Source organism: Pseudomonas marincola, from assembly GCF_900116605.1.
GTDB lineage: Bacteria > Pseudomonadota > Gammaproteobacteria > Pseudomonadales > Pseudomonadaceae > Aquipseudomonas > Aquipseudomonas marincola.
Map to the genome: position 1 here is coordinate 111,578 of NZ_FPBC01000014.1, position 8,682 is coordinate 120,259.

General features: G+C 52.8%; 4 protein-coding genes and 1 pseudogene. 2 read left to right on the top strand and 3 right to left on the bottom strand.

What is annotated here, in order from left to right; all coding sequences use genetic code 11:
- The first annotated feature begins 223 nt into the window (after positions 1-223).
- On the top strand, positions 224-3,913 hold the full coding sequence (locus BM395_RS19155) for a YobI family P-loop NTPase (protein WP_090514937.1): 3,690 nt from the start codon (positions 224-226) through the stop codon (positions 3,911-3,913).
- A gap of 110 nt (positions 3,914-4,023) precedes the next feature.
- Here BM395_RS19155 and BM395_RS19160 read toward each other — a convergent pair.
- Both BM395_RS19160 and BM395_RS19165 read right to left on the bottom strand, forming a co-directional pair.
- Positions 4,024-5,207 (bottom strand): annotated as a pseudogene (locus tag BM395_RS19160) (IS3 family transposase).
- 321 nt (positions 5,208-5,528) lie between these two features.
- Positions 5,529-6,515 carry a DNA-binding protein gene (locus tag BM395_RS19165; protein WP_090514939.1) on the bottom strand — a complete coding sequence of 329 codons (987 nt, stop codon included), beginning with the start codon at positions 6,513-6,515 and terminating at the stop codon, positions 5,529-5,531.
- Between the two features lie 78 nt (positions 6,516-6,593).
- Here BM395_RS19165 and BM395_RS19170 point away from each other — a divergent pair, with 78 nt between their 5' ends.
- A complete protein-coding gene (locus BM395_RS19170) occupies positions 6,594-7,754 on the top strand; it encodes a site-specific integrase (protein WP_244529014.1) in 1,161 nt (386 codons plus the stop codon).
- 664 nt (positions 7,755-8,418) lie between these two features.
- Here BM395_RS19170 and BM395_RS19175 read toward each other — a convergent pair.
- The coding region (locus tag BM395_RS19175) for a transposase domain-containing protein (RefSeq protein WP_141124113.1) at positions 8,419-8,682 on the bottom strand (264 nt) is incomplete at its 5' end.

Here is an 8,682-nt window from a genome sequence, read left to right on the forward strand (position 1 = left end):
AATCATTTGCTTAGGATTTGACCAACGCCCTGCGTGGCTATGACCGACAGAGACTGGCCAGTAGCGGACTTTGGCATCCGTCTGGAATGCTACAACGAGGTCCTGCATGCAAGGGAAGAAGGATTAGCATTAGCGCTTGCATATCAGAGCCGGTGGATTTGTTCGGCTTTTTGGCAAAATTTGTAGTATTACTACAAATCAGGATGTTTCGTCAGGAGGACATGTGGTCTGTATTTTTTTGCGCGACATCAGTAATCGTGTTCTGGACATCTTTCGTTCTGAGAAGGGGCCTGCCAAAGAATCGTGGGAGCTGGTCTCGCTTACCCCTGAGTACCTAGCAGAAGAGCATGACGGCTATGTCGCCGCCATTGAAGCTGCCCTCGCGAACGATCAAGTCCGCAACATTGCGTTATCCGGCAGCTACGGGGTCGGTAAGAGCAGTATCATGCAAGAGGTCGCTCGGCGACAGGATAGTCGTATCGTGGAGTTATCACTCTCGACGCTTGCGCCTATCGAAGCTTTCCAGCTTGATGATTCATTGCCTACCCAGGCCAAAACCCCGACTAACCGTATCCAGCAAGAGATTGTCAAGCAGCTACTCTATCGCGAATATCCAAGCAGAACCCCTAGCTCACGGTTTCGGCGTATTGAGCGATTCCGATGGTGGCGGGCGCTCGGAACGTCGGTACTGCTGGGGTTTGTTATTGCTGTAATTTTCCTGCTGACTGGATGGACAGCAAAGATTGCTTCTGTGTTCATGCCATATTTGGATATCGCTGTTTGGGCTCACCTTCTAATTTGGAGCGCTGCGGCGCTTATTACCCTGCTGGTGAGCTGGATGTTCTATGGGAAATTGCATATCCATCAGTTCTCCGCAGGGGCTGCGACCGTCACGCTCAACGAAAGCTCCGTTTCGTACTTTGACCAATACCTTGACGAGATCGTCTACTTCTTTGAGGTCTCTGACCGCGATGTTGTTCTCTTTGAGGACATCGACCGGTTCAATGATTCTCATATCTTCGAGACGCTTCGTGCGCTGAATACGTTGCTAAACGCTTCGCCCCAGATAAAGAAACCGATCCGGTTCATCTATGCCATCAAAGACAGCATCTTCGACCGCATCGGCCTAGAGTTAGAAGGCCATAAGCGTAGTGCAGAAGTGCTCGCGACGGACGATCCGGCACAGGTCGAGGCTATGCGCGCCAACCGAACGAAATTTTTCGATCTCGTCATTCCGGTGGTTCCCTTTATCACGCACCGGAGCGCTCGTAACTTGGCGTTACAGCTACTTGATCAAGTCAAGCACCAAGTAGCTCCGGAGCTACTTGACTTAGCCGCGCAGTACGTTCCGGATATGCGGTTGCTCAAGAACGTGCGTAACGAGTTCATCGTCTTCCGCGACCGAATCTTCTCCGGGGATGGCAAGCAGCTCAAGCTGAGTGAGACTGATCTATTCGCGATGATGCTCTACAAGAGCACACACCTTGCAGATTTCGAGACTATCCGGCTCGGCCAAAGCAAGCTGGACATACTGTACAAGCTCAGCCGTGAACTGGTGACGGAGAACATCAAGCGAATCGAGGTCGAACTTCGCTTACTTCGCCAGCAGATCACACGTATCAACGGTGCTGCCACCCGAAGTACTCAACTGGGTGAGCTTCTTTTGGCGCACGTGCAGCGGACAATTAAATCTGCGAACTTCCGTCCCCAGAATGCAAATTACTTGCTCGCGGGTGTACAGGTGCCTCCAGATGACCTGAAGGGAGCGCAGTTCTGGACAAACTTTGTCTCGCAAGACGGAGACTCGGTACTTCAATGGCGTAACAACAACTACAACCAGACGCTGACGTTCAGTCGTGACAGCCTGGCAGCTGCGCTCGGTGATCCGTTGGACGCCGAGAGCTGGAATGAAGCGGAGCGTGAAGCACTCACTGAGCAAATCGATGAGAACAAAGAGGATATCAAGTTCCTGCGGAGTGCTGATCTTGGTGATCTCATCAAAAGACCGGAATTCCTCGTCCAGTTTAAGGATAGCAAGCAGTCCTTCGACGCAATCGCGAAGATCATCCTAACGCCGGGTGCGGCCTATCATATGGTACGTGCCAGATATATCAATCGCAACTTCACGCTCTACACGTCAACCTTTCACGGGGGGCGCGTGGGTTCCGCTGCCACGAACTTCATCATCCACCACGTCGAGCGAGACCGGATGGACGAGCACTTCGAGCTTGTTCCGGAGGACGTGGATGCAGTTGTCCGCGAGCGAGGGAAGAGCGCGCTGACGGAGCCTGCTCTTTACAACATCGCTATCCTCGACCATCTTCTCGCTACCGACATCGAAACGGCTGATATCATGATCCGCTCCCTGGCTGGTCTCGGGGAGCGTCAGGCGAGCTTTCTGCAGGCGTACCTGACCGCTGGGAGCGAGCGCCTCAGGCTTATCGAACGGTTTACGGTCGCGTCCACACGAGTGCTCACATATCTTGTGAGCCAGGCGGACTTGGACGACGCCTTACGGCTAGAGCTAGTGGATGGGGCTCTAACCCACCTGACGCCTTTAACGCAGCGGATAGATTCTTCGGTGTCGACCTACCTGTCGGCGCACTACGTTGAGTTTACGGCGCTAACGTCTGATGCGACTGCATCGTCCCAGGCCGAACGTATCGGTGTGCTCTTCGAGGATGCCGGAATTAGCGTTCCTCGTCTGGAACCACTGGGCCGTCCGGTTCGTATTTCGTTGGTGTATCTTAATTTGTATCAGATCACGTACCAGAATCTCACGATCGCCATCGACAATACGACAACCGTGGCGCTCGACGTCATCCGTTCGGGGAGCAAGGCGGTGTATGACTACGTGCTCAGGCATTTGAGCAACTACTTGGATGCTATTGATGGCACTTCCGCGTCTATAGATGCGAACGAGCACTTCCTCGCGGTGATCGAAGAGGTTCTCTCGCAAGAAGCACCTCGTCTTAGTGATGTGATCGAGCGTGCGGCTTCAGATTGTGAGGTTACAGATCTCATAAAGGTGTCTACGGGCGCCTGGCCAGCCCTGGCCGAGCATAGGCGTTTCCCTGCAACGTTCAGCAACGTTAGTAACTATGTTGAGGCTCTCGGGTGGGTCGATGTGCATCTGGCGAAAGTCCTGACGGCCACGACAAAGATTGCTGACGCTAACACCGCTGAGGAGAAGTCTAAAGCAGTGTTGGCGTTCGCCATCTTGGCGACAGCGGATCACCTCCCATCCGCGGCACTACGGGCGGAGCTAGTCCACAGCTTAGGTCTGGAAGACTATCTCTCTGTTGATAAAATCACCGCAGAAGCTGGCGATCTCTTCGCGCTATTGGTCAAGTACAGCCTAATTGCCGATGACGCAGTGTCTTATGGGCACCTAGCCGGCACAGACTGGCCGACGCGCAAAGCGTTTATTCGAGAGTCACGGAAGTTTTCGAGCTACATGACCCCAGCGTTGCTTAGGGAAGACTTGGCGGAGCTTCTAGAGAGCGGTGAAATTGTTTCGGCAGTCAAGAATATAGTTATCGAGCAAGCCGCAAGTTATGCGGAAGTTGCCGATTCTCGAGGGCTGCACGAATTGGCGCGATTTGCTATACAGTCTGAGAGCGAACTCTCTCCTGATGTTGTACAGAAGATGGCACAAGAAAATGTCTCAGCGGAGCAGATCATTCTGTTATTAATGCCACATCTAGATGTGATTAGTCGTGACCAGCTCTTCACTATCCTGCAATTTCTTGGCAGCGATTACCCTAAGCTAACTGAAGTAGGTCGCAGTAAGCTGCACGTACCGGATACGCTTGCTGACCGCGAACTCCTTAAGCGTCTTCAGCGGGAAAAGACTGTGAGTAGCTACGACGCTAGTAAGGGAGTGATTGAGGTGAATCGGAAGCGTAAGTAAGGCTTTAAATCTTCGAACCAATGATCTCGGATGGAAGCGGCGAACTTTGCGTGGAAACCGTAGTTTGATCTTAGGGCGCCTTTGGCTGCTCCTAGTCTGTTGTGTAGTGGTCAACTAATCCCGGACACGGTTTTAAGTTTTTCTTCAGCAACAGCGGGCGCCAGCCCGCTGTTGAATTGATGCGGCCTTTGCCAGTTATAGCGCTGCATCAAAAAGCGTCCTATATCTTGCTGTGCCAGCGAAGCGCTCATGTAGCCAACGGTCGGTATCCATTCTGTTTTCAGGCTACGAAATAACCGCTCCATCGGCGCATTGTCATGACAGTTTCCACGCCGACTCATGCTCTGCTTAAAGCGATAGCGCCACAGTTTTTAGCGGAAGCAGCGGCTGCCGTATTGGCTTCCTTGGTCGCTGTGAAATAGTACGTTTTGAGGTCGGCCACGTTGCTCATAGGCCATGTCCAATGCCTTAACTACGAGATCAGCATCGGGCTTCGATGAAAACGCCCAACCCACCACGCGGCGGGTGAAGAGGTCGATCACAGCTGCCACGTAGTGCCAACGGCCCTGAGCCCAAACATAGGTGATATCACCACACCAGATTTCATTCGGCGCTGACACAGTGAACTCCCGATCAAGCACATTGGGAATACCAGGGCGCTCCACGGTTGCCTTTTTATAGACATGAGAGCCAGGCTGCTTACTAATTAAGTTCAACTCGCTCATCAGCTTACGTACCTTGAATCGCCCAACATTTATGCCGTCCTCTCGCATCATGAACATGATGCTCCGGCTGGCAGCTGCCAGCTGCCAGCTGCCAGCTGCGCTGCGGCTCTGGGTAAACAACTCGTTTACACGGCTGCGCAGAACAAGTCGTTTAACGTCCGTAGTCCGCGGCTTGCGACAGTGTGCGTAATAGCAAGACCGGGTGACTTCAAATACCGAGCACAACAGATCAACAGACTCGTTAGAACGCAGTTGATCGATTAACGCGAGCGCTCGTACTCCTCGGCCATCAAGAGCACGGTTGCCTTTTTTAGAATAGATTTTTCCCGCTCTAGCCGGTTGATACGGGCTTCCAGTTCCTGGTTTTTTTGCTGCTCAGGCGTCAGTACTTTGCTCTTCGGAGTGATGCCAGTGCGTTCCTGCTGAAGCTGATCGACCCAACGGCGCAGAGCTGTCTCACCAATACCCAGTGAGCGACTGGCCTCGATGAAGCTGTAGTTTTGCTTGAGCACGAGATCAGCAGCCTCGCGTTTGAATTCAGGGGAAAAGGTAAGGCGTTGCTTGGTCATATGACACCTCGTTCTGACGAGTATTCTCGCCTAAATGAGTGTCCGGTTTCATTAGACCACTACAGAGGGATTACTCGACACCAATCGAAGTGCGGAAAACTTCGATTCCTTTTCGAAACTGGTGAAAGATTATTCTTTGCAATGGAGTTACCCCACCTCCCCTTCTGAGGGACAAGTGGTGGGGTTGGCCACATTTGAGAGCGAAAATTTTATGGCCGCTTCCGGCCGTTCTCTGCCGGTCTTAACAGCGCAACATTGTGGTCAAATCCGATGGAAATGATTAGTCAGGCCGAATGCAAATGGATGGGCTACTCCATGCAATTACCCTACGTCAAGTTCATTTGCCTTCGAAGTTCTCTTTACTGCACTTTTAGGGAGTTTTATGCGTGCTACTTGGTTTAAGCGATGCAACTGCTCCGCTAAGGTATCTGCCCTCGCCTGCGAGGCGGTTACCTGTTGCTTTGTTAAATCATGGTCTGCTCTCGCACTGTCCAGTTCGGTATGCAGGTGTTGTATTTCAGTAGAAGCGTTTTCTGCAATGGTGTTACTAACTGACAATTGGCGCTGCGCTTCTGAAAGCTGAGCGGTAGCGTGCTGTAGTTTCTGTTTAAGTTCGTCCGCTATCTTGCTAGCTCTTTTTATCTGCAAATTAGCTGCTTTGGTTTCCTCCCTTGCACGATCGATTTCGGCATGAGCGCGATCCTCCAGCCCCCGCACATATTTAGCCTGAGCTTTACGCTCTTGCTCGAAATCATCCTGTAGAGTTCTGAATTGTAGATGCAGCGCGTTAAATTGTTCCTGCACTACGTCTCGCTCAACCTTGAGGGACTCGCGCTGCTGAGCTGTATCGTCAATTTGTAGTCGCTGCTGTTCAAGCAGACGCTCTAGGTCGACCAACCGACTTTCGGCCGCCTGTTGCAATGCTTGAGCGTCCTGTGTGTGCTGTCGATGGCGGGCACATTCTAGGCGCGCAATCTCCTCTATCTCCGCAACACGCGAACGCTCTATAGCCAGCACGTGCCTTTGGTGGTCTAAGGACTGATCCGCGGCGACTTGGGCGGTTGTAACCGACTGCTGCCAGATAGCCACGAAAGCTTGAGCCACCTCAGGAGGAAGCTGTGGCAAGCGCTTATCACCATTCAAACGCTCCGCCAAGCGCGACCACCATTGATCCAATAAGCCGCCGACGCGTGCTGGGCTACCTCGTCCCAACTCTAAACGCACACGCTCCACCGTCGGACGCTCGCCTCGCGCTAAAACGGCATCTGCCGCTGCAAATACATCAGCTTCGGGGACCCCAACTGCCATCGCTTCAACCCTCTCAGATTAGGTATGATAATTAAATGTTATCCGACCTTAACTGTTGAATACTGGAAATATAATACGTTGAACGTATCAGAATATACGCTAATATCACCATCTACCGATGAAAGGCCGCTCGACGTGCATTTCTTGGCCAGAAATGCCCAAGAAGCCGTCGCCGCATTTATACAGGCAGGTACCGCTGCGAACACTGTGCGCAGCTATCGAAGCGCCCTCACCTACTGGTCGGCCTGGCTCCAGCTTCGCTATCGACTTACATTGGGCAATGGGCCCATACCAGTCACCGTGGTCTTGCAGTTCGCTGTCGATCACTTGGCACGCCCCGTAGTGGATGGCCAGTGGGCGCACCTTCTACCTGCGTCAATCGATACGGCGCTGGTAGCCGCAGGAACCAAGTCAAGATTAGGGCCCCTATCGCTCAATACCGTCAGCCATCGAATCGCAGTGCTGGGCAAATGGCATCAACTCAATCACTGGGACAGCCCGACGAATGCCCTAGCCATCAAGACACTTTTACGGGAAGCTCGTAAGGCACAGTCGCGCCACGGCGTGGCTGTTCGCAAGAAGACCGCAATGGTAAAAGAGCCGCTTCAAGCGATACTCGCAACTTGCACTGATGGAGTCCGCGGCATACGCGATCGAGCCTTGCTCCTGCTCGCCTGGAGTGGCGGTGGCCGGCGCCGCTCTGAAGTAGTCGGCCTCAAGGTTGAGGACGTACGCAAACTGGATGATGAAACGTGGCTATACAACTTGGGCACCACCAAAACCAATACCGGAGGCAATCGCCGGGAAAAACCTTTGCGCGGTCCGGCTGCACAAGCACTCAGCGCTTGGCTAGATGTGGCGCCAGGAACCCCCGGACCACTTTTTCGCCGGATGTACAAAGGTGGAAAGATAAGCACAGACGGACTCTCCCCTGACCAAGTGGCGCGCATTGTTCAGCGTCGGGCAAAGCTAGCTGGGCTAAAGGGGGACTGGGCGGCGCATAGCCTGCGCTCAGGCTTTGTGTCAGAAGCCGGGCGTCAGGGCGTTCCTTTAAAAGACGTGATGGCTATGACCGAACACAAGAGTGTATGCACGGTGATGGGCTATTTTCAGGCAGGAATGTTAATCGATAGCAAAGCAAGCCTATTGCTAGACTCGAAAAAGAATGCAGAAACAGTCGCTGCAAAAACCTCCGACGAGATTAATCCGAAATCCGAAGTATTTGCGAAGGACAGATAGCAAGACGACTCGTTTAAGACCCAATCGGACATTGGGTTTGACAGCAAGATCCGTGCTAATAGTATTTAAGTGAGTTTCAGCGAAACACAAAAACGACAGTTGAATCAATCGTTGCGAGGACTAATATCACTACATAGGTAAGGCATGAAGACCTGATCCCTATCGCCACTCCACACGACCCCTCTAAGCATGAGGTATAAAATGGACGCCCACAAAAACCGCTCAAGAGACCACTTGTTCACGCAGCAGGGGACTGCACGCTCCGAACTAGTAAGCAGTATTCGCAGCCAAGACTCATCAGTCATACAAGAGCAAGCGACTCGCCCAAGCAAGAGCGATACTACCAAGGCGCAATATGAACGCATCATCAATGACTTCAGATTCAAGTTTGATGGGTTACTACCAGCAGACGAAGATGCAGTATTAGATTACATAAAAAGAAGAACGATGACTGTATCGCCCAAGACCATAGATGTGGATCTAGCAGCTATCTCCAGCTGGCATAAGCAGTTTCGATTCACTGATCCAACAAAAACCGCTCGAGTCAAGGTTGCGATGCTACTGCTCCATCAAAACAGCCAGCTCGAGCCGCGACGAAGCACCACCCTCACTCTTGAAAAGCGTAAGCGCTCCATAAACCCCGTCCTGGCGGACGGGTTTGTTTTCAGGAAGCAGAGGCAGAAGCTGGCGAGCAGTTCCACGGCAGCAGCGCTTCGTAGTCTTCGACGCTCTGTGCCGCAGGCAGGCGTTCAAGGATGTGGCGCAGCCAGGCGTAGGGCTCCTGCCCGTTGGCTTTCGCGGTTTCGATCAGGCTGTAGATCTGCGCGCTGGCCGTGGCACCCTTGGGCGTGTCGCTGAACAGCCAATTCTTGCGGCCGATGACGAACGGTCGGATGGCGTTCTCGGCGCGGTTGTTGTCGATCGGTAG

Excerpts from the sequence above, each read along its gene's own strand:
- BM395_RS19165 (WP_090514939.1), bottom strand. The coding sequence starts at position 6,515 with ATGGCAGTTGGGGTCCCCGAAGCTGATGTATTTGCAGCGGCAGATGCC.